Source organism: Pyrobaculum calidifontis JCM 11548 (assembly GCF_000015805.1).
GTDB lineage: Archaea > Thermoproteota > Thermoprotei > Thermoproteales > Thermoproteaceae > Pyrobaculum > Pyrobaculum calidifontis.
Genome location: NC_009073.1, coordinates 612,710 through 635,830, shown reverse-complemented (window position 1 = coordinate 635,830; position 23,121 = coordinate 612,710). Strand labels below are relative to the sequence as shown.

At 58.5% G+C, this 23,121-nt stretch carries 27 protein-coding genes; 9 read left to right on the top strand and 18 right to left on the bottom strand.

Features of this window, described 5'->3' with window-relative positions; all coding sequences use genetic code 11:
- Positions 1 to 10: 10 nt before the first annotated feature.
- The 3 genes from PCAL_RS03610 to PCAL_RS03600 form a co-directional block, all read right to left on the bottom strand.
- Positions 11 to 1,423, bottom strand: coding sequence for a DUF3536 domain-containing protein (locus PCAL_RS03610; protein WP_193322874.1), 1,413 nt, complete (start codon positions 1,421 to 1,423; stop codon positions 11 to 13).
- A 126-nt stretch (positions 1,424 to 1,549) separates the two neighbouring features.
- Positions 1,550 to 1,960, bottom strand: coding sequence for a hypothetical protein (locus tag PCAL_RS03605; RefSeq protein ID WP_011849355.1), 411 nt, complete (start codon positions 1,958 to 1,960; stop codon positions 1,550 to 1,552).
- Positions 1,961 to 2,105: 145 nt separating this feature from the next.
- On the bottom strand, positions 2,106 to 3,986 hold the full coding sequence (locus PCAL_RS03600; RefSeq protein ID WP_011849354.1) for a carboxypeptidase-like regulatory domain-containing protein: 1,881 nt from the start codon (positions 3,984 to 3,986) through the stop codon (positions 2,106 to 2,108).
- Positions 3,987 to 4,125: 139 nt separating this feature from the next.
- Between PCAL_RS03600 and PCAL_RS03595 the strand changes: the two genes are divergently transcribed.
- Positions 4,126 to 4,407: a hypothetical protein gene (locus PCAL_RS03595; RefSeq protein ID WP_193322873.1), complete on the top strand. Its 282-nt coding sequence runs from the start codon at positions 4,126 to 4,128 to the stop codon at positions 4,405 to 4,407.
- On the top strand, positions 4,404 to 4,823 hold the full coding sequence (locus tag PCAL_RS03590) for a type II toxin-antitoxin system VapC family toxin (RefSeq protein ID WP_011849353.1): 420 nt from the start codon (positions 4,404 to 4,406) through the stop codon (positions 4,821 to 4,823). The genes PCAL_RS03595 and PCAL_RS03590 overlap by 4 nt, the downstream gene beginning before the upstream one ends.
- Here PCAL_RS03590 and porB read toward each other — a convergent pair.
- The 5 genes from porB to PCAL_RS03565 form a co-directional block, all read right to left on the bottom strand.
- Positions 4,820 to 5,764, bottom strand: a complete 945-nt coding sequence (gene porB, locus PCAL_RS03585; protein WP_011849352.1) for a pyruvate synthase subunit PorB — start codon at positions 5,762 to 5,764, stop codon at positions 4,820 to 4,822. The genes PCAL_RS03590 and porB overlap by 4 nt on opposite strands.
- Positions 5,761 to 6,939, bottom strand: a complete 1,179-nt coding sequence (locus PCAL_RS03580) for a pyruvate ferredoxin oxidoreductase subunit alpha (protein WP_011849351.1) — start codon at positions 6,937 to 6,939, stop codon at positions 5,761 to 5,763. Before PCAL_RS03580 ends, porB begins: the two co-directional genes overlap by 4 nt.
- Positions 6,939 to 7,250, bottom strand: a complete 312-nt coding sequence (locus PCAL_RS03575; RefSeq protein WP_011849350.1) for a 4Fe-4S binding protein — start codon at positions 7,248 to 7,250, stop codon at positions 6,939 to 6,941. The genes PCAL_RS03580 and PCAL_RS03575 overlap by 1 nt, the downstream gene beginning before the upstream one ends.
- Positions 7,247 to 7,771, bottom strand: coding sequence for a 2-oxoacid:acceptor oxidoreductase family protein (locus PCAL_RS03570; protein ID WP_011849349.1), 525 nt, complete (start codon positions 7,769 to 7,771; stop codon positions 7,247 to 7,249). Before PCAL_RS03570 ends, PCAL_RS03575 begins: the two co-directional genes overlap by 4 nt.
- A gap of 65 nt (positions 7,772 to 7,836) precedes the next feature.
- Complete coding sequence (locus PCAL_RS03565) at positions 7,837 to 9,696, bottom strand: aldehyde ferredoxin oxidoreductase N-terminal domain-containing protein (protein ID WP_193322872.1); 1,860 nt, start codon at positions 9,694 to 9,696, stop codon at positions 7,837 to 7,839.
- 96 nt (positions 9,697 to 9,792) lie between these two features.
- Between PCAL_RS03565 and PCAL_RS03560 the strand changes: the two genes are divergently transcribed.
- Both PCAL_RS03560 and rpiA read left to right on the top strand, forming a co-directional pair.
- A complete protein-coding gene (locus tag PCAL_RS03560) occupies positions 9,793 to 10,176 on the top strand; it encodes a CBS domain-containing protein (protein ID WP_011849347.1) in 384 nt (127 codons plus the stop codon).
- A 12-nt stretch (positions 10,177 to 10,188) separates the two neighbouring features.
- Positions 10,189 to 10,857: a ribose 5-phosphate isomerase A gene (gene rpiA, locus PCAL_RS03555; protein WP_011849346.1), complete on the top strand. Its 669-nt coding sequence runs from the start codon at positions 10,189 to 10,191 to the stop codon at positions 10,855 to 10,857.
- Here rpiA and PCAL_RS03550 read toward each other — a convergent pair.
- Together PCAL_RS03550 and PCAL_RS03545 are read right to left on the bottom strand one after the other, a co-directional pair.
- Entirely contained in the window at positions 10,854 to 11,306 is a 453-nt protein-coding gene (locus PCAL_RS03550; protein WP_193322871.1) for a hypothetical protein, read from the bottom strand. The two genes, rpiA and PCAL_RS03550, sit on opposite strands and share 4 nt — an antisense overlap.
- Before the next feature lie 192 nt (positions 11,307 to 11,498).
- Positions 11,499 to 11,714, bottom strand: a complete 216-nt coding sequence (locus tag PCAL_RS03545; RefSeq protein WP_011849344.1) for a hypothetical protein — start codon at positions 11,712 to 11,714, stop codon at positions 11,499 to 11,501.
- Positions 11,715 to 11,772: 58 nt separating this feature from the next.
- Between PCAL_RS03545 and PCAL_RS03540 the strand changes: the two genes are divergently transcribed.
- The gene (locus PCAL_RS03540) at positions 11,773 to 12,474 is read left to right on the top strand and encodes a hypothetical protein (protein WP_011849343.1); all 702 of its coding nucleotides are present in this window, start codon (positions 11,773 to 11,775) and stop codon (positions 12,472 to 12,474) included.
- A gap of 54 nt (positions 12,475 to 12,528) precedes the next feature.
- Here the strand turns inward: PCAL_RS03540 and PCAL_RS03535 are convergent, their stop codons facing one another.
- Together PCAL_RS03535 and PCAL_RS03530 are read right to left on the bottom strand one after the other, a co-directional pair.
- Positions 12,529 to 13,530, bottom strand: coding sequence for a hypothetical protein (locus tag PCAL_RS03535; protein WP_193322870.1), 1,002 nt, complete (start codon positions 13,528 to 13,530; stop codon positions 12,529 to 12,531).
- A 203-nt stretch (positions 13,531 to 13,733) separates the two neighbouring features.
- Positions 13,734 to 13,925: a hypothetical protein gene (locus PCAL_RS03530; protein WP_193322869.1), complete on the bottom strand. Its 192-nt coding sequence runs from the start codon at positions 13,923 to 13,925 to the stop codon at positions 13,734 to 13,736.
- A gap of 11 nt (positions 13,926 to 13,936) precedes the next feature.
- Between PCAL_RS03530 and PCAL_RS03525 the strand changes: the two genes are divergently transcribed.
- A complete protein-coding gene (locus PCAL_RS03525) occupies positions 13,937 to 14,083 on the top strand; it encodes a hypothetical protein (RefSeq protein ID WP_193322868.1) in 147 nt (48 codons plus the stop codon).
- A 46-nt stretch (positions 14,084 to 14,129) separates the two neighbouring features.
- On the opposite strand, the gene PCAL_RS03520 is transcribed toward PCAL_RS03525, so the two are convergent.
- The 4 genes from PCAL_RS03520 to PCAL_RS03505 form a co-directional block, all read right to left on the bottom strand.
- Complete coding sequence (locus PCAL_RS03520; RefSeq protein ID WP_011849341.1) at positions 14,130 to 15,011, bottom strand: thiamine-phosphate kinase; 882 nt, start codon at positions 15,009 to 15,011, stop codon at positions 14,130 to 14,132.
- 311 nt (positions 15,012 to 15,322) lie between these two features.
- Positions 15,323 to 15,655, bottom strand: a complete 333-nt coding sequence (locus PCAL_RS03515) for a hypothetical protein (RefSeq protein ID WP_011849340.1) — start codon at positions 15,653 to 15,655, stop codon at positions 15,323 to 15,325.
- 80 nt (positions 15,656 to 15,735) lie between these two features.
- Complete coding sequence (locus tag PCAL_RS03510) at positions 15,736 to 16,146, bottom strand: secondary thiamine-phosphate synthase enzyme YjbQ (RefSeq protein WP_193322867.1); 411 nt, start codon at positions 16,144 to 16,146, stop codon at positions 15,736 to 15,738.
- Between the two features lie 156 nt (positions 16,147 to 16,302).
- On the bottom strand, positions 16,303 to 18,408 hold the full coding sequence (locus PCAL_RS03505) for a COG1361 family protein (RefSeq protein ID WP_011849338.1): 2,106 nt from the start codon (positions 18,406 to 18,408) through the stop codon (positions 16,303 to 16,305).
- A gap of 81 nt (positions 18,409 to 18,489) precedes the next feature.
- Here PCAL_RS03505 and PCAL_RS03500 point away from each other — a divergent pair, with 81 nt between their 5' ends.
- From PCAL_RS03500 to PCAL_RS03490, 3 genes are read left to right on the top strand one after another with little or no spacing between them, the layout of a single operon-like run.
- Entirely contained in the window at positions 18,490 to 19,713 is a 1,224-nt protein-coding gene (locus PCAL_RS03500; RefSeq protein WP_011849337.1) for an ABC transporter permease, read from the top strand.
- Complete coding sequence (locus PCAL_RS03495; RefSeq protein ID WP_011849336.1) at positions 19,710 to 20,255, top strand: hypothetical protein; 546 nt, start codon at positions 19,710 to 19,712, stop codon at positions 20,253 to 20,255. The genes PCAL_RS03500 and PCAL_RS03495 overlap by 4 nt, the downstream gene beginning before the upstream one ends.
- On the top strand, positions 20,230 to 20,490 hold the full coding sequence (locus PCAL_RS03490) for a winged helix-turn-helix domain-containing protein (RefSeq protein WP_011849335.1): 261 nt from the start codon (positions 20,230 to 20,232) through the stop codon (positions 20,488 to 20,490). The genes PCAL_RS03495 and PCAL_RS03490 overlap by 26 nt, the downstream gene beginning before the upstream one ends.
- On the opposite strand, the gene PCAL_RS03485 is transcribed toward PCAL_RS03490, so the two are convergent.
- Positions 20,487 to 21,890, bottom strand: coding sequence for an ABC transporter substrate-binding protein (locus PCAL_RS03485; RefSeq protein ID WP_011849334.1), 1,404 nt, complete (start codon positions 21,888 to 21,890; stop codon positions 20,487 to 20,489). The genes PCAL_RS03490 and PCAL_RS03485 overlap by 4 nt on opposite strands.
- A 22-nt stretch (positions 21,891 to 21,912) precedes the next feature.
- Positions 21,913 to 23,121: an acetyl-CoA C-acetyltransferase gene (locus tag PCAL_RS03480; RefSeq protein ID WP_011849333.1), complete on the bottom strand. Its 1,209-nt coding sequence runs from the start codon at positions 23,119 to 23,121 to the stop codon at positions 21,913 to 21,915.

Below are 23,121 nucleotides of genomic sequence, written 5' to 3'. Positions count from 1 at the left end.
TTCGACGTGTTTAAATTTTTTCGAAACCCCATAAGAGGTCGTGTCGAAATCTAAAGACTTCGCGGGTCCTCTCGTCCACGATTTCGAATTCGTCGTTGATGGGCTTCACTATGTAGGGCCCCACCCTCTCCTCCTGGAAGCCGGCGGTGGCTCTGGCTACGTACATCATGGCGGCCATGAGGGGGCCCCTCACGCGGGGGCATAGGGCCAGGGCCGTCTTGCCGTCTATCGCAATCTCGTCTAGCCGGCGCATGAACTCTTCGACGGGGCTTGGGTCGTCTAGCAACTCCACTGCCCTCAGGGCCCACTTGACGGCTATCCCGAACTCTATGCCCACCCTCGCGAAGAACCAAGCGTCGCTCGTATTAGCGGCGAGCTTCGCCCGCTGGGCCTCTAAAAGCTTCAACTGCTCCGTGGTGTATCCCCCGCGGTCGCCGCCCATCAACACGTCTATGTAGCGCTTCAACGTGTCCCACCCCCCTGGGCCCAGCCTCTCCTCAAAGGCCTTGTCCACCGCCTCCCCAACCCAGTCAACTAGCTTCCTCAGTCCCTCTCTCCAGGGCGCAGGCCCGTCGCATCCGCAGTCTCTGCTCCAGCGGCCCAGCCCGTGGGGGCAACTCCACGACGTCCTTTCCACGATCTCTACCTCTCCCTTGACCCCCCTCTCGTAGAGCCAGCCGAGGTTGGCCAGGTGGTCCTTGTGCCGGGATATGAAGTCGGCGAGGAGCTTGTCGCCGCCTTTTATGTGGTGTCCAAAGGTCTCCCCGTCTAGGGCCACTACTACGTCGCCCTCTACGCCTCTGAGTGTCTCGGCGAATTTTTCAAAGCCTTGGAAGGCCAGGGCGTTGGATACCGCGTCGTTGCGTATAAAGACGGCGATGGAGCGCCCGCTGGGCAGAACCACCTTGTAGGGCCCCCCGGCCCTCCCTCCCTTCACCTGGCCTTGGGAGAGGACTGTGTAAGATATGCCGTAGTCGGCCAGAACCTCCAGCGTCTCGAGGTCCACGGCCATCTCGGGGAGCCACATCCCCTCTGGGCTCCTCTTGAAGTGCCTCTTGAAATACTCCACGCCCCAGTGGATTAACACCTCTCGGTCTCGCCTGGGGACTAGGGGCAGGATCACGTGGTAGTAGGGGTGCGCTATGGCGTTGCCGTGGCCCCACCTTTCCAGCCCCGCCTTGTCGCCCTCGAGCAAGGCATTGTACACCACCGGCCTACTCCGCCGTAGCCAGGTCAACAGCGTGGGGCCCACGTCGAAGCTGACCCACTTGTAGTTGCCCAACTCCGCGTTGGGCTCGTAGCACTCGTGCGACACGCGCTCGTTCCAGTGCCTAAAGGGCGAGGCAGAGGGCTCGGGGAAGATGATCTCGAGCCAGGGATCTGCGCGCTCGGGCTGGTAGAGGTGTAGGTGAAATACTATCACATGGACACCCCGCTGTGTAGTTAAAACAGTTTGCGCATTATACACTTAAAAAGGGGGATTGCGGCGGGGCATATGGACTTCGTAGTGGCGCTACTTGCGGCAACGGCCGTGTACGCGGTAGTGGTGTTATTGACCTACTTGGCCCTGCTCAGCGCGGCGCGTAGGAGGCCCGACCGCAGAGGCCTCGCCGTCGTTGCCGCCATGACGCTCTTCTTTTTCCTTCTTGGCCTCCTCCTCATAAACCTTGTACAACTCAGGTAAAACCGCGTCGGGGTCGTCGGGGCCCACGTACTTGACGTTTATCAACTGGACGCCGCCGCTGAACTGGAAGTAGACCAACTCGCAGACGCCGCGGAGGAGGGGCCTCCTTTTCACATACACCTTATACCGCTGGGCTATCTCCACCACCTCTGCGTCCACAGGCGGCGAGGGAAGCTGGGCAAAGACGTCCAGAGAGACGACGTAGGCGCCGTCTTCATCCACAATCCTCGCCACGGGCTCCCCACGCTCGTCAGTGTATATACGGGCAAGCGGCATGGGAGACACAGCGCAGATATTTATAACAGTGACCGACGACAAACAAGGGTCTCTCAAGTGGGAAACCTGATTCTACAAAAGAAGAAAAAGAGGGGGGTAGACGCCGATAAAAACTGGGGTAAATCGGGGAGAAGAAAAGAGAGGTTTAGATTTGTTCTACCTCAGCCACTGGCTCTTTTCTCCTTGAGAGCGCGAAGTAGAGGCCCGCCGCTGAGAGGCCGCCGGCTGTGGCTAAGGCGTCTAGCGTGGTTATCGGCACGCCGCCCACCATGGCGACTATGGGCGTCTTCACCACTTTCTCAACGTCGCCGTTTACGTCTATTGTGTCGCTTACCTTAACTCTGCCGGCCACGTCCACGTTGACTTTGTAAGTCCCCGCGAGCACGTCTGGGAATGTGACAGAGCCAGCGGAGCTGGTCTGGCCGGAGGCTGGGAAGCCCTCGAGCGACACTGAGGCTTGTGCAATGGGCTGGTTGAATGCGCCGACCACCGTCACCTTGACTGTGTATATGCCCAGAGTGATGGGCTGCGGGTTGGCCACCAGCGAGTTGACAGCCACCTGGGCCGCTTTCACACCCTTGTAACTTATCTCTAGGCTGAAGGGCTCTGGCTTATACACCTTGACCTCTACGTAGCCGGCGGAGGCCGCTGCGTCAAACTTGTCCGCGGTGGCCGACAGCTGGGACACGGGCCTGCCCTTGGTGTCAACCACTGGTATCCGCATGGGGGACCAGTTTATCATGAAGGTGTACGTGCCCACCTCCCTCGTGTCGCCCATCTGCACCACTAGGTATGCCTGCCTCCCGTCTGGCGATATTGATGCTACTCTAATGCCGCCGCCCCACACCAGCTTCACGTCTGTGGCGTTGGACAACACGGCGTTGCCGGGCGTCTTTATTGACACAATCTTGGCCAGCTCGGGCAGCTGCATCACTATTGCCGTCCACATGCCGTCGGCCACGTCGGTCTCCGTGACGTTGACAATGGCTCTGTCTTGTAGCCACTTGACTTGAGCCTCCTTGTAGACTATGGGTATGTATATCACGTTCACCGTTGTGGGCAGAGTGGAGGCGACTTTGAACCCGTCGCCGTACACCAGAGCGATCTTGTACCTAATGTTGACGTTCCACACGGGCGGTATTAGGTAGGACACGCTTCTTACAATTATGTTCTGGTTGACGTCGCTCACCGTGTCCACGAGCCCGCCCTGTATCACTATGTCGCCAGTGGGCTCCTTGCCCACCACGTTGACGTCGCCGGTGTAGGCAAACACCACGTAGCCCAACAGCTTCCAGCCCTGTGGCACGCCGACCTCGGCTCCCGAGACGGCGAATTCGCCGTTGGGAGACACTGCGGCCGTCTGCTTAGACAAACTCTTCACCAACATGGCGGCTGGGAGCGGCTGTCCCTGGCCTATCTGTATCTTGTAGGTCCCCGCCGCGTCTATTTCCACCACCTTGGGCTCTACTCTGTACACAGTGGCGGGGGTCCCGTCTGGCCTCTCCACGGCTTTTACCACAAATGGCGCGTAGGGCTCAATGGTCAACCTCGCCATGGCGCTGAAGCCGGGCGCCAGCTTGCCGTCTGGCACCTTGACCTCTAGCACTGTGTCGCCGGTCAGCGGTATGTAGGTAGCCTTTACGTAGGTGTAGGTTATCCTCACCTTTATCTCCACTTGGCTCTTGGCTGTGTTGACTATGGTGACCTTGGAGGCGTCGGGGCCCACGTAGATTGCGGAGATGAAACCGTTTTGGTCAAAGGTCTTGCTCAAAGCGCCGTCTGCCCCCACTTGGATGGAGGGGTAGGCGCCTAGGAACTCGATCTTCATCCCGGCGTATACGTAGCCCTCGCCGGGAGTCACATATGGCTTGGCAAGTGTGACAACGCCAGCGCCGTCGATCTTAAGCGCAGTTTCCTCAACCTTGTACGCTATGTTCTCCAGCTTAGCCATTGGGGGTATCACCACCGTGTTTACGGCGAACAGCAACGCCGCTAGCCCCAGTGTAAGTATTATGGTTTTGTTCATAACCACCCTACGAGCCAATATTTTAACGCCGTCGCCTAAAACCAGCTCACACCAGAAAAATATGCGAAGAATATGTCGAGCATTTTTAAAAAGTGGCCAGCGGGGGCAAAAGTTATTAACATCAACGTGGCTTTTTTACGTGGAAAAGCCAAACGCATTAGCTAAGACAAGGGAGGGCATTATCGTTACAATCATTGTTATCACTTATCCTATTAGCGTCGCCATACCTCATTCGCATGTTAATTTTGTTGGCTATCTAAATATTATATCAGCGCGCGAAAGAGAAGGAACATTAGAGAGATCGTGGGAGGAGGAAATAGATGAGGCGTTGAAAGTCATGGAGAGAATTGCCGAGAAGGCTAGGCCAAGGGAGGACGCCGCCGAGCTGGTGAGGAGGTTTAGAGATGTAAGGCGCTGGTGAGGCTGGTTCTAGACGCGAGCGCGGTAGTTAAGCTATTCAGAGAAGAGGAGGAAACGCCCGAGATGCGGCAAATAGTCGATCTATATAAGAAGAGGCGCGTCTCCATCTACGCCCCATCTCTGTTGTTTGTTGAGTTGGCCAACGCCTTGAGGTACACCCAGGGACTGACTGTGAACGACGTTTTTGATGCCTTAGGGGCCTTGAAAATGCTTCGCCTAATAGTCGTCGATGTAGAACACGTGTTGAATAGGGCTGTGGAACTAGCTTTTGAATACGACGTGACGGTATACGACGCAGTTTATGTAGCGCTGACAGAGTTAGTTAATGGGATACTTATCACATACGACAGAGAACTTCTTAGGAAGTTCCCTGCCGTGGCTAAAAGGGCCGGCGAATTTCTGGGCTCTTTTAGTTAGAGCTGGGCCAATTTGCCGAGGTATTCCCAGTATGCGTCGAGTTCTTTCTCTATTTCTGCGATTTCCTCGTCTGTGAGGTGGGCGAAGCGGCCCTGTAGCCTGAGGTACTCCTTTAGCGGCTTTCTCTTCGACTTGTCGAGGTGGGTGTTGCTGGGCGGGTTGAGCCTCAGCTTTCCGTGGTCCCACTCGTACAGTGGGAAATATCCAGTCTCAACGGCTAGTCTGGCCACCTCCACCGTCTTGTTTTCTGGGTAGCGCCACCCGGGGACGCAGGGGGCGAAGATGTGGAGGAATGTGGGCCCCTCGGCGGTGTACTCCAGCGCCGTTTTAACCTTGTTCACTAGGTCTAATATGTGTGAGATGCTGGCTGTGGCGGCGTAGGGCACTCTGTGCGCCATGACTATTCCCATGATGTCCTTCTTCCACTGCACCTTCCCCCTCACCGCCGCGCCCACAGGCGTGGTGGTAGTCCAGGCGTACTTCGGCGTAGAGCCGCTCCTCTGGATGCCCGTGTTCATGTACGCCTCGTTGTCGTAGAGTATGTAGAGTACGCCGTGCCTCCTCTCCAACATCCCGCTGAGCGACTGAAGGCCGATGTCGTACGTGCCCCCGTCGCCCGCTATTACCACCACCTTGGTATCGCCCGCGTCCCAGTACCCCTTCTTGCTCAACACCTTTATAGCCGTCTCCACCCCGGACGCCGCCGCGGCGGCGTTTTCAAAGGCCACGTGTAGGTAGGGGTGTAGCCACGCGGTCTCTGGATACGGCGTCGTTGTCACCTCCACGCAACCGGTGGCGTTGACTATCACTGCGTTGGCGCCAATGGCCTTGGTGATCCACCTCATGGCGATGGCCGCGCCGCACCCGGCGCACATCCTGTGGCCAGGCGCAAAGAGCTCCTCGCGGGGGAGGTCCCTCAACGTCTTGAAGTAGACCTTCATACCCTCACCCCCATGAATACCACTTCCCTCTTGGGGCCCTCTCTCAACATTGTGTACACCTTGTAGAAGTCTTCTACATACATAGCCCTTTGACCTATGCCGTGGATTATATTCACAGCCGGCTTATCTACGCCGTGCATATACATAGCCGTGGCTATATCCTTGTAGAGAGGCCCCTCGGCGGGGCTCCCAAACATAATCGCCCTGTCCACAACTGCAAACGCCTTCACGCCGCTTAAGGCCCTCAGCACGTCCGCGGTGGGGAAGGGGCGGTAGAGCCTTACGCGGACTACGCCGGCGGCTATGCCCCTCTCCCTCGCCAAATCTGCGGCCGCCCTGGCGTTGCCGTAGGCGGCCCCCCCGTAGGCCACTATTGCGTAATCTGCGTCTTCCATTCTGTACGTCTCCACGACTCCGTAGCCGCGGCCGAACTTGGCCTTGTACTGGGCGTCCACGTCCTTGGCCACTTTGTACGCCTCCCGCATCGCCTCCACTTGCTGGTACTTAAACTCGTAGTACCAGTCTGGGGAGGCCAACGCGCCTAGAGTCACAGGCCTCTTGGGGTTTAGAGTGTAGGGCCTAAGGGCGCGCGGCACGAACTTCCTCACCTCGTCCTCGTCGTTTAGCTCAACTGGCTCCACCGTATGGCTCATGAGGAAGCCGTCGTATGCCACCATGACGGGGAGGAAGACAGACTCTGCCACTCTATACGCCTGTATTATCGTGTCGTAGACCTCCTGCGCCGTGGCGGCGATGTAGATCACCCACCCCGTGTCGCGGGCGTTCATCACGTCGCCGTAGTCGTTGTGGATGCTGATAGGCGCCGAGATGGCCCTAGCCGGCACCGCCATGACGATTGGCAACCTAAGCCCACTCGCTATGTGCAACACCTCGTGGGCCAGCTCCAGCCCCTGGCTAGAGGTGGCCGTGAAGACTCTCGCCCCCGCCGCCGAGGCGCCCACGACGGCGGAAAGTGCGCTGTGTTCAGACTCCACGTGTATAATCTCCGCGTTCAACTCGCCGTTTGCCACAAACTCAGACAGCTTCTCCACGATGGTGGTCTGAGGCGTAATGGGATACACGGCGATTACGTCCACGTCGACCGCCTTGACGGCGTACGCCGCCGCGTAGTTGCCGGTCAGCGCCTCCCTGAGCTTGGTCTTCTCTACCTGCATCATGGCGTCTCCGGGACCATCTCTATTGCCTTTGTTGGACACTCGTTTGCGCATATGCCACAGCCCTTGCAGTAGTCGTAATTGATCTCGTACTTAACGTCGTAGGTCCTATTGCCCACTTTGAAGACGCCCTTTACCTCGACTATGGTGCCCTCGGGGCAGTAGAGCCAGCAGAGCTGGCACCGTATGCACCTGTCGTCGTGTATCACAGGCCTCAAGGTCCTCCAGCCAGCTGTCAAATTGCGCCTAGTGGAGCCCGGCTCTGTAATAGCAGTCCCTATTGGGAGTTGAGACGCCTTTGGCAGACTCATGGCACCTCTCTAGTCTCTTGGTATGCCGCTTCCACGAGTTTGAGGTTTAGGTCGTAGAGCTTCCCAGAGAAGAACTTTGCCAAGGCCTTGGCCACAGATCCCAGCAACACTACGCCGGTGGCCTTGACCACGGCGCCGATTAGGGCGGTGTTCACAATTGGCCTGCCCAAGATCTTCATTGCTAGAGAGGTTGCGTCCACGTAATAAGTCTTTACAGGGGCCTTGTAGACCCCATTTACCACTAGCACTGTGGTCTCCTTCGCCCCCTCTAGGGGGTTCTCGGCCTTAAAAAGCGACTGGTCTGCCACCACCACTACGTCTGGGCGGAGTATGGGCTCTCTTACGTATATAGGCGTATCCGCGATCCTTAGATAGGCCTTTACGGGGGCGCCACGCCTCTCTGGGCCAAACTCGGGGAAGGCTTGTGCGTACTTGCCCTCGAGTATGGCCGCCGTGGCGAGCACTTGCGCCGCTGTTACCATGCCCTGTCCGCCGCGGCCGTGAAAACGCATCTCCAGCATAGTGGAAGAGTGTTCATCACTATTTAACCTTAACTATTTAAGCTAGAGGGGAAAAATGATACGTTTTATGTTGAAAGTACAAGTCGATCCAACTGTTCCTTAAACCGTGTCCACCACTCGTAGTAGTCGTCAAAATCTGTGAACTGCCAGTCTTTTGCGCCGAGCTCCTTAGCGAGCGTTGAGACTAGGTCCCTGGCCCTCTTGCTCTCCCAGGGCATGGGCTCCGCGCCGGCTAATTTGGCGTAGTAGGCGAATTCTCTGTACAAGGCGGGGCTCGGCGGAGTTAGGCCGATAAGCTTGTAGAGGTCTGAGAGGACTGGCTCTGCCCAGCCTCTGTGGAAGCGGCAGATGCCGGCGTTGTCTATGTACAACTCGGCGACTGCCCTCTCGTAGGAGGATTTTGCGAAGTCCTCGGGTGGCATGAAGGTGGGGTTGTAATTGGACCAGTAGCGGCCTAGGATGTACATGGGCGCCACTAGGCCTGGGGCCCAGTAGAAGTTGGGCGTCATGTATCCCTCTGTGCCAAAGGCCGCGTACACTGCTAAGTCTCTGAACTTGACCCCCGTCTCTCTCACTCTGTCTTTGTATCTCCTCTCCAGCTCCCGCGCGGCTCTCCTTATCCCAAGCTTGGCCACTAGGGCCAGCACCTCTGTGGCGTGTTCCACGAGGCCGTCTATGAGCTCGGCGGCTAGCTTGGCGTTTAGCCTCGAGTCCTCCTTTGGCCTAAACTGTAGGGGGTCGAAGGCCGGCCTCTCTCCTATCCCCACTTCCTCCGGCTTGAGTAAGCCGTGGTGTACGGCGTCGAAGAGCCACGCAACGACGTGTCCCATCTCTATGGCGTCTAGGCCGAGGCGGTCTATCTTGTCGACGGGGGGCACCGCCTCCTCGAATATGTAGTTCCCGATGAAGGGGCCCACCGCGTGGAAGGACTCGTAGTCCACCTTCTTGCCCCGCCACACCTTTTTGCACACCACGGGGCACGGCTCGCCGCAGTTGTACCAGCTCTTCCCCTTTTCAAATACTTCTCGCTGGAAGGGGCGCCAGAACAGCTCTAGCACAATGTCGGCGTGTTTTATCCGCTCCTCTCGCGGCATGTAGATAGACTTGTAGCCGAAGAGGGGCAGTAAGTCGCGGTAGTGGGGGTAATTGACGCCGAAGGTGCCGCCTGTGCCTATCTTGGGGTCGTAGCGGTATTTCACAGTCTTCTCGTTTAAAACCTCGACGTAGCTCTTCCCCATCTTCTGTTTAAACAGTTGGTTTATGGCCTCTGCGTCTGCGACTTTCTCGTGGAGGGGCCTCCGGGGCCCGCCCACTACCACTGCCGCCACGTTGTGCCCCTGTGCGAGGGCGGTGCCGGGCCCGCCCCTGGCCGCGAAGTCCTCGGAGCCCAGCTTAAACTCCCCGCTCTTGGCCTCTATGTCCACCGACACAATGGCGCCGTTGTAGGTGGTGTACGCCGCTGGGCCGACTACCAACGCCCTGGCGTCGTTTGCCACGAAGAACTCTCTGTTGGACTCGTATAGCCGCCTTATGAGGGAGTAGGCGTCTTTCCCCACCTCTACCTCTGTAAAAGATACTTGTCCCCCGGCTATGAAAACCGCCGTTGGCCTCTCCGCCTTGCCGACGATGGCCACGGCCTGGGCGCCCATCCCCATGGCCTTGTAGGCGGCTCCCCCCAGCGCGGAGACGTGTAGTGTCCCGCTCTGGGGGCTTTTGAAGACGAAGATTAGGCGGTGGACTCCGTACAGCCTCCCTCCGACGAAGGGGCCGAGGCCGAACACCACGGGGATCTGTGGAGATAGGGGGTCGAGGCGCCACGTCTCCCTTTCCCTGTGCAACTGCAACGCCGCGTCGACGGGGCCGGTGGCGGATATCTCCCTCTTGGCGACCTCTCTCTTTTCCACGTCTATCTCAAGTAGTATCACGCCAGTCCGTGGACTACTCAATAAATTCATTTCGTAGGGGCTGAGTAAACTCGTTAAACTCAGTAACACTTTTAAACATGTGCCTTACCGGTTACAATGAAGGTGAGAGATTTGGTTCGAGACACCGTCATCTCGTGCTATGTCGACGAGCCTGTTGAATGTGCTGTTGCAAAGATGTACGCGGCCAATGTGGGAAGCGTGGTGGTGCTTGAGCGGGATGGGCGACTAGCGGGCATTGTGACAGAGAGAGACATTGTTAGATTTTTGGCGCAGGAGGTGGACTTAAAGACGCCGCTGGGGCAAGTGGCGCGTAAGCAAGTGATAACGGCGTCGCCGGATGAGGCTGTGGTCTCAGCCGCCGTGAAGATGATAGAGAACAACATTAGGCACATGCCCGTGGTAGAGGGCGGCAGAGTAATCGGCGTTATTAGTATTAGAGACGTGTTGAGGGCTCTCTTGGCGGCAGAGGCGTTCCCATAATCCCCCTTTTCTATGAAACACCTCTTGGCTACCCACGCGCTTAGGTACGTAAAGGGGGGCATGGTAATTGGCTTAGGCTCTGGCACCACTGCGAGGGAGTTCATAAAGGCCCTCGCCGCGCTGAGGCACTTGGACCTCACGCTGGTGGCCACCTCTGCCGACAGCGAGGTAGTCGCCTACGAGGTAGGCCTCGGGGACAGGCTCAGGCCCATGTGGGCTGTGGATAAGATCGACTTGGCGGTAGACGGCGCCGACGAGGTGACGAGGGGGAAGCTCATGCTCAAGGGCAGGGGCGGGGCTCTGCTGAGGGAGAAGGTGGTGGACTACGCCGCTGAGAAGTTCGTAGTGCTCGTGGAGCGGCACAAGGTGGTAGACTTTATCCCAGCCCGCAACCCCGTGCCCGTCGAGGTCCTCCCCTGGGCGTGGCGCCACGTGGCTAGGCAGATTGAGAAAAAATTCGGCGGCTCCACCGCGCTGAGGACTGGGGAGGGGAAGCTGGGGCCCGTGGTAACAGACAACGGAAACTACATCGTCGACTGGAGACCGGAGGGGCCCATCGACGAGAGGGTTGAGGACGAGCTAAAGCAGATACCCGGCGTCCTAGAGACAGGGATATTCTCCAAGCGGAAAGACGCCGTGGTGCTAGTCGCAGACGAGAAGGGCACAGTAGAGGAGCTCTAACGCAGAAGCCACATTAAGGCCTCAGTCCCGTAGGCGCTGGCCCCCGCCAAGGCTGAGGCGATGACCACATACACCGCAGTGGCCTTCCAGAAGCTTAAGTCGAGTAAGCGAACTACCAGCGCAGTGGGCAAGGCGCCTAAGACGATCGCCGATGAAACAACGGCGAGGTAGCCCGCCCACGTCAGCTTTGCCCCGCGGAGGCGGGCTATGCGCTCCACCACCTTACGCACATGGTGTGACATCCCCAGGGCCTCATACGTTAGGCCGTACAAGCCTACAAGCGCCGTAGAAGTGGCTAAAAAGGCTATATGCGCGTCTACGCCGACGGCGACAAGCGCAATAGGCGCCAGTGCGTCGAGCGAAAAGAACGCTGGGTAAAACCACAACAAGTGATCCCACAGCAACGGCACGTGAAGAAACCCCACTGCGGCAAAGACGGTCCAACGCACAGGTAGAATGCAATATGGCGATAAATTCCTTACCCCCACGACCGCCCAACGAGAGGGCGAATACACGGGCCAGAAATTAATGCTAAAGGCCCAGGAACGCTTCGGCGCCCATGATAATTATATCCTAGAGCTCGCGAGCAGCGTATGGGTTCCCACGGCAACGATAGATTGCCCCCTGAAGCTGGGGCTTACCTAGAGCAATACCGGCACTCTGGCCCTCCGGAGAAGCTCTCTGAAGTCCTCGTAGTCTAGGCCAGAGAGAAGTTGCGCAAGCCTAAGGTCGCCTGTCTCTATGAAAAACTTCACGGCGGCTCTTAGCCTAGGCGGCAACGACTCTATGAACTGCCAATCAGCCCGCTCCCTCCTCAGACGCCTAGCCTCCTCAAAGGCCTCCACCACCTCATCCACGAGCTCTTTGACGCGCTACTTTAAAAAGTTGCGGAGGTGGATTTAAAGGGCGAGATGTGTGTGGTGGCTGTTCTTCACCGTCGCCGTATTGGTGTTGCTCTTCATAGCAGGCGTATTGGCCGTGCTTGAAGCGGCGTACAAGGGCGCCCTTGAGGCGTACCGCCTGGCCAAATTCGCCCTCGACCAGTGGACATCGCTTACGGCGGAGCTCAACCGTGGTCTCTGCATAGCGGCTGAGGACAAGGCCGCCGAGGCAGTGAAGAGACTAGACATAGAGACGTACCGGTCATTGGGGAAACTCTTTCAAGGCGCGGTGGAGAGAGTGAGGGAGGCCAGCCTGTTGAAGAGGCTGAACGCCACCTGGGGCTTCCAAGGCGACGTGTTTTACTACACGCTGAGGTTTAGGAACAAGACTTACGAGGGGAAGGTGGACTGGCTGAGGCCCTCGGCCCTAATAGACGCGGTCAACAGCATAAAGTCCACCTCCTTTGACTTAAGCGCCGCAAGCGTCAGCGACCATCTACGCCCACTAGTTCCCAACAACGCCAGGCTTACTGGCGTGGTAGAAGGCGTGTTGACGGGCAACGGCACGTACACCGGCGTGCTGAAGGGCTACTACACCTTGACAGACAAGACACCGCTCAAGTGCACCAGCGGCTACATCTCTGTGGACTTCACAGCCGAGCACTACGCCACGCTCACAATAAACAGCACGGCACCCAGCGTCTATGTGTACGAAGCCGTCTACATAGACAAGTAAGGACGGACGCGGCAGTGAGCTCGCGCCGCCACAGGGACGGCTCGGCGAGTGGCGCTACTCTGCCCGGATGGCCTCTAGGGGGGTCAGGGAGTAGAGCTTCCTTAGAGTGGGCGCCAGGGAGAGGGCTGACGCGGCTGTGACCAAGGCCGCCGAGGCCGCCGTGTACAGCCTCACGCTTACCCCAAGCACGTCCTCCACCGAGAGAGAGGCCAATAAGACGACGAGTGCCCCAGCGGCGGAGGGGGTCAAGAAGAGGGCAGCCATTAGGGCGACGAGGCTTCTCCTCTTTAGGCCGAGGAGCCTCAACACGGCGAACTCCTTGTACGAGGCGGCTAGGGTCAGCGCCGCGGCTGTGTAGGTGAGCGAGGCGGCCGTGGCTATGCTGGAGGCCGACACCAGCGCGGTGGCCCCCAGGTATGCAAGCAGTTGAGACCAGACCCCCGTCAGCACTAGGTCTGCGTCAAAGACTTGGGCGCGGGGAAACAGCGCCTCGAGCTCCCGCGCCCCGCCGCAGTTGCCCTTCTCCACCACCAACACGTCGTACCTCGCCGGGCCCAGGAGCTCTGCGTCGAGGTAGAGGTCTGCGGCTAGGCCTGGCACAAAGACTGTAAAGTCTCTGACCTCGGCGATTCTCACCTGGTACCACCTGCCCCCAACCTCCACGTCCACGACGTCGCCTGCGGCGGCCACGTGCCTAAGCGCCACGGCGTCTAGCACCTCAATGCCGCGCATCAAGCCCCTTGGGACAAAGGCCGCGGTAAATGTGGCCACGCTGCCGTTCACATAGCGCACTTTGACGGGCCGGTACACCACGCCGTAGCCCCCAGGCGAGCAGACCGCTTGCACAGCGGCGAGCAGGTCAGCGTCTGAGAAGCTGCCCCCAAACACCACGTATCTGCCAGGCCCCAGCAACTCCGCCAACTGCCCGTAAAGCGCCCCGCCGACCCCCCACATCACGAGAGCCGCCGCCGTGGCCCCAGTGGCCAACATAGAAAGGAAAAACAGAGCCACAGCAATCTTCCTCCGGCCCCTCGCGTAAAGAGACAGAAGAGACACAAAAAACAGTAAAAGGGAGTTTTTAACCCTGCCCTCACACCGCGCAGATTTCAATACTAAGGCAATTCTATACACCCGATGCACATCTGGACTGGGCCGATACTAATGCGGTTGGACGGTGGCGTTCCAATAGATGTGCCACACTTTTAACAGCACAAAATGTAATCAACCTTGATGTAATCACAATGTATATTAAGGCCTAACTACAAAAGTAATATGATACGCGGGCTTGTGGCTAGCTTGGTGCCTGCCCTAGTGTTGCTGGCCGTCGGCGGACTCAACAACGCACTAACGGCGGCAATCTTCGTCGTGATAGGCGTCCTAGCAGATGCCGCGCTTGGAGAGAGGGGATCCCACCTAGCCGCCCTGGCAGGCTTCGCCGCGTGGATCATCATCTTGCTGACTATTGCCTTATTGGCGTCATTCGCGGGGGGGCGAAACGATAATCGAAGGCGTCGATCTGGCGACGGCGGCGGCCATATTCGGCGGCTTCAACGCACTGCTCTGGGGCATCTACTACGCAATACACCGCGTATTAGGCAGATTTCTTTAGTTGTCAGCTACGCAGTTGTGACATTGAGGAGACTTGCACTTTGTAGTCACCCCCACCCGCGGAAGTATGCCCATCCCCTCCATTTGAGCTCTTCCCCTCTCCACCAGACCCGCCCCTCGCCAGGCACCACCTCGGCGAAGGACACATATGGCGACTCCACGGGGCAGTCCCTCCTCACAGCAAAGACGGGGAGGAACTCCTCACCTCCGTTGAAGACTATCTCTCCCACGTCGAGACCCCTCTCAGCCGCAAACTCAAGCACCTCGCGGGGAGCCGGGAGCTCCTTCACCACTATGTCCACGCCTCTCGCCATAGACCACAGGACGTCGCCAAGGCCGTCGGAGGAGTCCATGGCTGCAGTCACACACTCCGCCGGGGGGAGGGGCCAGAGGGGCTTGGGCCTCTTAAGCGCTTCGACCCCCCTCTCCACGACGGCGCCGCCCATCTGCCAAAACCTATACGCAAGAGACGTGTAGCCGAACTGAGGAATTGTCACAAGGACGTCGCCGGGGCGGGGCGCCCTCCCCACACGCGCCCGCGCCCACCCCACCAAGACCACGTCTACAACCACGTCGCGGCCCTCGTTGAGGTCCCCACCCACGTAGGCCAAGGAGAAGAACTGCGACGCCTCTCTCACCCCCTGCACCACCTCAGCCGCGGTTCCCAAGTCCGGCGCCGTCACTGAGGCCAAGAGGAGGCGCGCCTCGGCGAACTTCACCCTCACGTCGCTGTAAGCCGCCGCCACGTTCCTCCACCCAAAGTCAGCCCACGTCTGAAAGGGAAGCCTCGACGTGGAGGCAGCGGCGCCGTCGACCTTAACCACGAGCCCATCGACATAGGCCACGTCGTCTTCCTCCACCCCCAGCTCCCCTAAGAGCCACCTCAAAAACCCCTTCTCATCTACACCGCGGCCCCCAAAGCCAGACACAAGAAAAGAGAAACACCAGTATTTAACCCCCCTGGCCCACAATAGGCCAAGAAAGACAGCGAGCTCTACCGCCCTCTCGAATCCACGAGACGTCGGCGCAAGGATAAGAACTGCACAACTCGCTCAAAGGCAACTACCCACAAGTCTTAGGGGAGCGTTGCGCCGGTTGTCTGTCCTATGAACGAGGGCTTCGTGTCGTTGAGCTCAGCGCCGGTGTGTCCACACGCTTAAGGCGTGGGCGAGGTGGAAATCCCTACAGCAGGCACAATATGCTACGGCTTTAAACAGAGGGAACGGTTAGAGGTAAACAGCTACTCGGCTGTTACCTCCTCCAACATCTTCAGTGTGTCGTCGTCGCCTGACCTGAGCTTCTGCCAGAGGGGGGAGTTTTTGCACAAGACGTACCTAACCCTAGCCCGCGAGTCGTCTCTCTGCATGAGCCCGGCCTCCACGAGCTTCTCCAAGATGTGTTTCACCAAGGTGAGGGCGATGGGCATTGTGGTGTCTATGCCGCCGAACTCCAGAACTCTCCTAGGCGTAAAAGAGACGCAGGACCCCCTCGCCTCGCCCACTATCTTGGCCATGCCCGCATAGACGGTCTTTAACACGGTGCGGAAGTCAGACACGTTAAAACGGTGATTCATGAACATCTACCCCCGGCAAAATTTAACCCCGACTCTCACGCACCAGTTCGAATGATATCAATAAACCTGTAACACACCTGTCATTCCCCCAACACGACCACGACGATGGTCCTCGTCCGCGGCCCATCCATCTCAATCACCATAACCTCCTGCCACGTGCCCCTCCTCAGTCTGCCCCCCACCACGGGCATCACCAGGTGGAACCCCGTGAAGAGGTTGGCGAGATGCGCGTTGGCATTGTCATCGATCTCGTCGTGGCGGTATCCAGCACCGCGCGGAAACAGAGCCCTAAGCTTGTTCAAAATGTCCTCCCTCAGCCTCGGCTCGTTCTCATTAGCGGTGACAATGGCAGTGGCGTGGGGGAGGTATATGAGGACAATGCCGTTCTTCACCCCGCTCCTCGCCACAACGCGCTCCACTTGCTCAGTCACTACTACAATGTCCTCCCTAGCCCTCGTGGCCACTGTAAACTCCTCCACGTGAACCTTCATGACATCCACTAGACACCACTTAAAAAGTTATTAAGTGGGGAGTAATTGCACACGAGGAGAAGTGACTGCCGAGGGCGAGTCCGAGTCGTGAGGCAGCCGGGCCGGCAAGTATCCGCCTCTTTCTGTGCCAAAAACGTAGATTTAACGGGCTTCGGCCTATTGTTGCGTCTTTCTATGCCGTCTCCTGTATACCACAAGGCCCGCGGCCACGGCCACAACGGCGACAATGGCAACGGCTATTGTGGCGAGGGGCAGGCTCTGCTGTTGTTGCTGTTGTCGTGCGCCAGGCGGCGCGGTGCCTCCTGGGAAGAAGCGCGTGGTGGAGTTGCTGACTGTCACCGTCACCTTGTAGGGTATTGTGTAAATGTTGCCGTACTGGTCTGTGTAAGAGATTGTGAAGTCTATCTCGTAAGTGCCGGGCCTTGTGGCGTTGAAGCTGAAGGGCACGTTTGTGGTCTGCTGCGTGTCTAAGATGCCGACGAAGTATATGGGCGAGGTTATGGGCCTAATGCCTGGAGGCGCCCTTGCCTCCACCTGGAGGTTGGAGACTGGGGAGAAGCCCTTGTTTACTATGGTTATAGATACGTAGAATGTGCGGCGCGGCTCGGGGGTCGCGGGGACTACATTTACCGTGGTTATATTGACCGCCGGCGTCTGCAACGCCTGTATGTAGAAGGTGCCCTGAGTTGTGGCACTTGTGCCCAGCTCAGTGGTGTAAGTTATGGTGTAGGTGAAGGCTATGGCGCCGCTGAAGGTGGCTGGCACAATGAAGGAGATGGGCAACTGGGCGCTGTCAAGGGGGGCGAGTCTGCCCAACTGGTACGTGTAAGTGGAGGCCACCACGGAGGGCGAGGCGGGGGACACCGCCACGACTGCCTTTTGTATAGCCACATCGCCGCTGTTAATCACCGTAATAGTGACTGTGCGATTGCCGCCGCTTTTAACAACGCTGGGGGTGGGCAAGACGGTAAAAATGCTGGAGGACACCACGGGCAGATTGACCACGTACTGGTCGACACCGGCGCTGTGGTAGACGTACACTGTGAGAGAGACGGGCTGAGTGGAAAGCGGGGTTAAGAGGAGGTTAGCCGTGGCCTTGTCTACTCCGCCGAAGTAGTAGGGGGAGGGCTTGTCCGACGCCGCGCCGGTCACAGTCACTGAGACGTTGAAGGGGCCGGGGGCCTGCACCACCAACGTCACGTTGTTGGCTATGCCCGCTATCAGCTTGCTCGGCGCCACCTGTAGCCTTGAGAGGCCGCCGAAGGTCTGTTGCACCGCCGCCGAGGCGGCGACTTGCTCAGTCCGGGCTACCCCAGCCGCTTGGTAGGTGGCCACCACGTTGAACGTCACTACGCTTGCCGTGGGGTAGACGGAGACGGTGGCCTTCCCCACGCCGTTTACTATGGGGAAGGTCACGGCGGACTGCGGCATTATGCCTCCGGCCACTGTCGCCGTGGCTGTGCCGTTGGCGCGTATGGGCAACGCCACTGTTATGTTCACCGCGTTGTACTTATTCGCCGAGAGCATTGTGGGGCTTATGGACACCACGGCGGGCGGGGGCGGCGCGGCGGAGATGGGCACTGTGTACGTCAACGTGACGGGGTTCCCCAGCCAGTCTCTACTGTTGATGACTACTGCGAGGGCGGCCGTGTAGGAGTCGGCGATAAGAGTCGCGGGTATCTCCGCCCTGGTAGAGTTAACAACTACGGGGCCCGTGGGCGCAACGACGCGCGCACCCTGGCCTTGCACAGACACAGCTCCCGTCAAGAGGTAGGGAGACACCACAACGAGCTTTACAGTGGAGGGCAGGCCCACGTAGGCGGCGCCTTCTGCGTATACCTGCGCCGTGGGGTACGGCGGTATGTACACGGAGACGTACTCAAGCTTCTCGATGCCGTTTGTGAGAGTGGAGCCAGACGCCTTGTAGGTGGCCTTTAGGTAGACGTTTGTGGGACAGGTGGCGTTCAGCGCCGTGGCCATGACCTTCAGCGTCGCAGTGACCACTCCGGGTCCCGCGGTGGGCATCTGGGCGCTTCCAAGTGCGGTGAGATAGGGACACTGGGGGCTGAGGCTAATAGACACGTCGACATATTGGTCAGCCAGGTAGAAGGACAGCGAGATTACTCCGACATCGCCTGGAAACTTCGGCACCTGTACCCACTGAGCTCCGAGGAATAGGTAGTCCACCTTAGGCGTAAATACGACGGCCTGGGAATAGGCCAGCGCCGCTAGAAGTGCCGCGAGTATTAACCACTTTTTCATGCCCTGGCTTTTGAGGGGTTATTATAAGCTATGCTCACCTGAGGTGAGTTATAATTTTTATCTAGGAACAACGAGGCGCACATGTACGCAGAGATGTTAAGGCTGGCGTGGCAGGCGCTGTGGGAGAGGAAGGGCAGAACCATCGGCGCTATTGTTGGAATAGTCATAGCCTTCACGGCGCTTAGCTACGCCCTCTTGACAGGCCAGACGTTCAAGGACTATACCACACGCTTCTTCACGTCTAACTTCGGCGCTAACACGCTGTTTGTCACAGGTTCCCAGTTCACCGACGCCGACGTGGGGGTCCTGGCGGGGATACAGGGAGTAGACGCGGTGGTTCCTCTGGCCTCCACCAGGGGAGTCGTGAGAGTGCCCGGCAGCAACAGCCCCATACCCGTCACCGTCTACGGCGTAAACCCAGCCGACCTCCAGCGCGTGCTTCCCTCCACCGCGCTCTACGACGGGACTATGTTCGTCGGCTCCAACTTCGCCTTGGTGGGCTACTACGTGGCCTTCGACAGATCCACGGGGCAACAAAGAGTATTGGTGGGGTCTCCGCTTTCTTTAAGCGTTGGGCGGAGGTCTACCACAATTGCGGCCTCGGGGATCTTGGCCACGGGTAGCGTGGGGTTTTTCGACACGTCCCGCGGCGTTATTATGGACCTCTCAACATTCCGCCAGCTGACGGGCATAACTAGCTACAACGTGGTAATAGTGCTGGCGAGAGACCCGTCGCTTGTGGACTCCGTGGCCAATGAAATAAGGGCAAATTACCCCAATGTGGACGTGATTTCTCCCCAGGCAATACTCCAGACGGTGAATACCTACCTCACAGCGTTTCAACTCTTCATGGGCATGTTGGCTGGGGTCAGCACTGTTATCACCGCGCTTTGGCTTTACGACACCATGAGCATAAACGTGGTGCAGAGGACTAAGGAGATCGGCATCATGAGGGCTGTGGGGTTCAAGAGGAGGCACATCACCCTCATGTTCCTCGGCGAGGCGCTCATAATAGCCGCAATAGGCGTGGCCATAGGCGCAATTCTGCTAATTCCAGTGTCTCAAGCCGGCCTCTCTCTGCTGTTCGGCAACGGGGCCACAAGCGCCGGGGGAGGGCAGAGGGGGGCACCAGGCGGGCCTCCGGGCTTCGGCGGAGGCGCATTCCAGATAAGTTCGCTTGTCTTAGACCCAGTGATTTTGGCCGGGACGGCGGCGTTGGTGGTAGCAGTCAACCTCCTCGGCGCCTTGGTGCCAGCAGTGCGGGGAAGCAGGATCGACTTAGTGCAGGCGTTGAAATACGAATGATCTTTATCCCAGACTTAATCATAGTGGCGCTGGCGTTGTACATAGGCTACCTCACTCTTAGGGCGTGGAGGAGCTTGGCCGACTGGAGGCTGTCGCTGTACTCCTTCGGCATGCTGATGCTCGCCGTGTCCCTCGCCGTTGAGGCAGTGGCAGATTTCCTCCTGAGGCTAGCCGCAGGCCAGGCCCCGTGGAGATTTGTGATCCATCAAGCGGCTGGCCTCCGCGCAGTTTTACTTCTGCTTCAGCTGGCCGCCCTCGTCCCCTTGGCCATTGCCGTGACGCCCACCAGCCTCTACGCCGCAGTGCCGTTGCTCCTATTCCTCCTACCCGTCAACGTGGCCCTCTCTCTGTACATCGCCGTGGTCACACTGTTGAGGAGCTTGGAGAGGGGGGTAGCCCCGTGGATTTCCATCGCCTTTATCTTCTTCGCGGCGTCTATTATGACGCCGCTCTTCGCCTTCCAAGACGTGGTGTTTAGATCTCTCACCGCGCTCTTCCTAGCGCTGGGCTTGGCATATGGCCAGGAAAAGAAGGAGAAGTAGGCTTGAGATTGTGATAGACATCCTCGAGACAGTCAAGGCTGAGTGTAAGCCGCCGACTAGGATAGCCACAGAGGCCAACCTGGCCTACGACAGAATGGTTAAAATCCTCGAGGCACTCGTGGCGAGGGGGCTAGTGAGGGAAAACGCGGGGACTTTCTGTATCTCGGCCGAGGGGTTAAAACTGTTGGAGTCCTACAGCCAGTGGAAGTGGCTGCTAGACCTACTGGGTGTCTAGCCCGCCCTCCGCCTCATTAGTAGGTAAGCCCCCACTGCAACTGCAAAGGCGCCGACCGCGGCGGCCGTGAGCAAGGCGGCCGAGGGGGCCCCGCCGGCGGGCTTGGAGGCGAGGTAGCTCTCGAGCCGGCGTTCTACCTCTCTGTACTTGGCCCTGGCGGCTTCTCTCCAGGCTTGATACACTAGGTCTCTGTAAGTGGGGTCTGACCCCACCTTGTCATTGAGCTTCACCGCTACGTCGTATGTAAACTTGAGCCGCTCCCCCGTGGCTGGGTCTGTGAAGTTGACCGGCGCGGCGAGGAGACTCAACAGCTCTTCGAACTGCTGCCGCGTGATGTTGCCGGCGAGGTACGCCTTAACCACCTTCGTCCACACGTCTGTTAAGACGTCTTGCAAGTCAACTAGGGTGGCCTCGTAGTAGTAGATGAAGGAGTAGTAGAACGAAGCCGACTTTTCAGGCGGCACAGCCTTTACCTTCGACTTAAGCAACTCTAGGTGCCTCTTTAACACCGCCGCCTTTGTCTGATTTACATCTGGAGAGTCTAACACGGCGGGGTTGCCGGGGATTATGTAGCGATCTACAAGAGTCTTCTCAATGTCTGTGAGAAAGACTCTTGTCAAAACAGCCGCCGCGGTCATGTTGGCGCCCTTGGGGACCGCAATTGGGTCAAACAGTATGTCTGTGCCGTCCTCTGGCACACAGTAGCCCAGCCCCGCGATGAAGACATAGTAGTCCACCATGGGGCCGAAGAGGGCCTCTCCTCGCTTCACGGCGTCGCGCACGGCGCCGCTGGAGTCCACAAACCTAGCCACAGCCGCCATCGCCGTTAGGTAGCGCCAGCCCTCCTCCCACCCGTATATCTCTGTCACAAGCTGCATCATAGCCGCAGTCGAGGTAGACTTAGTGGGCTTCGCCAAGGCCACGGGGCGGCTCCCTGTCTGGAGGTAGTATTGGACAAGCTTGGGAGAGGAGAAGCCGCTCCAGCTACACACAGGCTCTAAGCCGGCCCTCTTGAGCGCCTCCTGGTTGTAGCCAATTACGTAGCCCAACAAGCCGTATACCACGTAGTACACGCTACCGTTTACCACCCTCTTGAGCGGTATGTTGCCCACCTTGTCCGGCAACGCTTGTAGCTCGGGGACATTGGGCATAGGCGCCAGCCGCCCCTCCTTCAGTAAAACCTCGTATAAAACCGGCGCGCCTGCCCACAGGAAGTCCACGCCCCCTCGGTCAATAAGGGCCCTCCACTGGGTGGGGTCCGCCGGTACTATTTTCACATCGGGGAAATACCGCTGTAGCACTGGCAACGCTCTGTCAATTGAGGCTTGGTCGGCCCTTGTTACAATTGTGACGGAAAAAGCTGCTATTGCCAGCAGTAGGACCGCCGCCAAAAGACGCATATGAGGAGGAAATAAGTTGTTTTTAAACTCTTTCTAGCACAACGGCGGCGCCTTGGCCTCCGCCTACGCAGAGGGTCGCCACTCCGTAGTCCACGCCGTCGAGCTGTAGCTGCCTCGCGAGCGTCCCTATTATCCTTGCGCCAGTTGCCCCCAGCGGGTGGCCGATGGCGATGGCGCCGCCCCTTGTGTTCACAAGCTCCGGGTCTATGCCCAGCTCCTTTATCGCGTAGAGAGTCACCACGGCAAAGGCCTCATTGATCTCCCACCTGCCTATCTGCTTCACCGTGAGGCCTGCCTTTTCAAGGGCCTTCCTAGACGCGGGGACGGGGCCCATGCCCATAACCTCTGGGGGAACGCCGGCAAAGGCCACTGCTCTCACCTTTGCCAAGGGTTGGAGGCCGTACTTCTTAACAGCCTCGCCTGAGGCTAACATTACGTAGGCCGCCCCCGAGTTAAGCGGCGAGGAGTTGCCGGCGGTTATTACGCCGTCTGGCTTAAAGGCAGGCGGCAGCTTGGCCAAGGCCTCTAGAGTGGTGTCCGGCCTAACAGCCTGGTCTCTGTCAACCACCTTTTTCTGCCCCTCTTTCTCCACGGCCACTGGCACTATCTCCTCCTTGAAGTACCCCTTTTCGTAGGCCTCTGCAGCCCTCTTGTGGCTCCTTAGAGACCAGGCATCCATTTCCTCGCGCTTAATGCCAGACACCTCGGCGAGCCTCTCCGCGGTCAGGCCCATGACGTATCCAATGTGGAGGTTGTACAAGTGGACATACTCCTCGTCGGTGAGAAACTTGGGGTTTATCTCGATGTGGGGATTCTCATACATGGGGGTCTTAGACATCTTCTCTACTCCGCCGGCGATAACCACGTCGGCCATGCCTGAGGCCACCTCCATGGCGCCCATGGCCACCGTGGTTATGGAACTCGCGCACTGTCGATCTATATGGGCCGCAGGTATTGTGTAGGGAAGTTTTGCGGCAAAGACGACGTGGCGGCCGCCGTAGAGCCACTGCTCGCCCACCGGAAGCGCGGTGCCGGTAAGCAGGTCCTCCACCGCCTCGGGCTTTACGCCAGTCCTCTCGAGGATTGCCCTGACAGGGACTGCGGCTATCTCCTCCGGCCTTAGGTCCCAGAAGTCGTCTTTCTGAGGCTCCTTCCGCGAGAACCTTGTAAAAGCCGTTCTTGCAAATGCCACTAGGTACACGTTTTCTAATCTTTTCCCACCCACAGACAT

What these genes read in the sequence shown, in the direction of transcription:
- PCAL_RS03605 (WP_011849355.1), bottom strand. Translation starts at nt 1,960, where the DNA reads ATGCCGCTTGCCCGTATATACACTGACGAGCGTGGGGAGCCCGTGGCG.
- PCAL_RS03600 (WP_011849354.1), bottom strand. Translation starts at nt 3,986, where the DNA reads ATGAACAAAACCATAATACTTACACTGGGGCTAGCGGCGTTGCTGTTC.
- porB (WP_011849352.1), bottom strand. Translation starts at nt 5,764, where the DNA reads ATGAAGGTCTACTTCAAGACGTTGAGGGACCTCCCCCGCGAGGAGCTC.
- PCAL_RS03580 (WP_011849351.1), bottom strand. Translation starts at nt 6,939, where the DNA reads ATGCAGGTAGAGAAGACCAAGCTCAGGGAGGCGCTGACCGGCAACTAC.
- PCAL_RS03575 (WP_011849350.1), bottom strand. Translation starts at nt 7,250, where the DNA reads ATGAGTCTGCCAAAGGCGTCTCAACTCCCAATAGGGACTGCTATTACA.
- PCAL_RS03570 (WP_011849349.1), bottom strand. Translation starts at nt 7,771, where the DNA reads ATGCTGGAGATGCGTTTTCACGGCCGCGGCGGACAGGGCATGGTAACA.
- PCAL_RS03560 (WP_011849347.1), top strand. Translation starts at nt 9,793, where the DNA reads ATGAAGGTGAGAGATTTGGTTCGAGACACCGTCATCTCGTGCTATGTC.
- rpiA (WP_011849346.1), top strand. Translation starts at nt 10,189, where the DNA reads ATGAAACACCTCTTGGCTACCCACGCGCTTAGGTACGTAAAGGGGGGC.
- PCAL_RS03530 (WP_193322869.1), bottom strand. Translation starts at nt 13,925, where the DNA reads ATGATGATCCACGCGGCGAAGCCTGCCAGGGCGGCTAGGTGGGATCCC.
- PCAL_RS03515 (WP_011849340.1), bottom strand. Translation starts at nt 15,655, where the DNA reads ATGAATCACCGTTTTAACGTGTCTGACTTCCGCACCGTGTTAAAGACC.
- PCAL_RS03510 (WP_193322867.1), bottom strand. Translation starts at nt 16,146, where the DNA reads ATGAAGGTTCACGTGGAGGAGTTTACAGTGGCCACGAGGGCTAGGGAG.
- PCAL_RS03505 (WP_011849338.1), bottom strand. Translation starts at nt 18,408, where the DNA reads ATGAAAAAGTGGTTAATACTCGCGGCACTTCTAGCGGCGCTGGCCTAT.
- PCAL_RS03500 (WP_011849337.1), top strand. Translation starts at nt 18,490, where the DNA reads ATGTACGCAGAGATGTTAAGGCTGGCGTGGCAGGCGCTGTGGGAGAGG.
- PCAL_RS03495 (WP_011849336.1), top strand. Translation starts at nt 19,710, where the DNA reads ATGATCTTTATCCCAGACTTAATCATAGTGGCGCTGGCGTTGTACATA.
- PCAL_RS03490 (WP_011849335.1), top strand. Translation starts at nt 20,230, where the DNA reads ATGGCCAGGAAAAGAAGGAGAAGTAGGCTTGAGATTGTGATAGACATC.
- PCAL_RS03485 (WP_011849334.1), bottom strand. Translation starts at nt 21,890, where the DNA reads ATGCGTCTTTTGGCGGCGGTCCTACTGCTGGCAATAGCAGCTTTTTCC.
- PCAL_RS03480 (WP_011849333.1), bottom strand. Translation starts at nt 23,121, where the DNA reads ATGTCTGTGGGTGGGAAAAGATTAGAAAACGTGTACCTAGTGGCATTT.